The 239-nt window shown below is 70.3% G+C and carries 1 protein-coding gene; it reads left to right on the forward strand.

The window, feature by feature from the left end; all coding sequences use genetic code 11:
• On the forward strand, window positions 1-239 hold a 239-nt coding region (locus tag ACZ6JE_RS15565), incomplete at both ends, for a hypothetical protein (protein ID WP_464319534.1).

Here is a 239-nt window from a genome sequence, read left to right on the forward strand (position 1 = left end):
ATCGAGACCGACAAGCGCGACTGGTTCGACCTCGGGGTGCTGGGCACCGTCGAGGGGCGCACGCTGCCCCTCGTGCCGCTCCTCACGGCGAGCGCCAAGCGGCAGCGCAAGATGCTGCTGGTCGACGGCTCGTACCTCTCGCGCGGCTCGCCCGTCTTCGACGAGCTGAAGCGCCTGCTAGACGAGGCGGCCTCGCTCGACGAATGGGAGACCGGGCCGCGCATCAACCGGTACCAGGC

This window comes from Frigoribacterium sp. AC759, assembly GCF_979256015.1.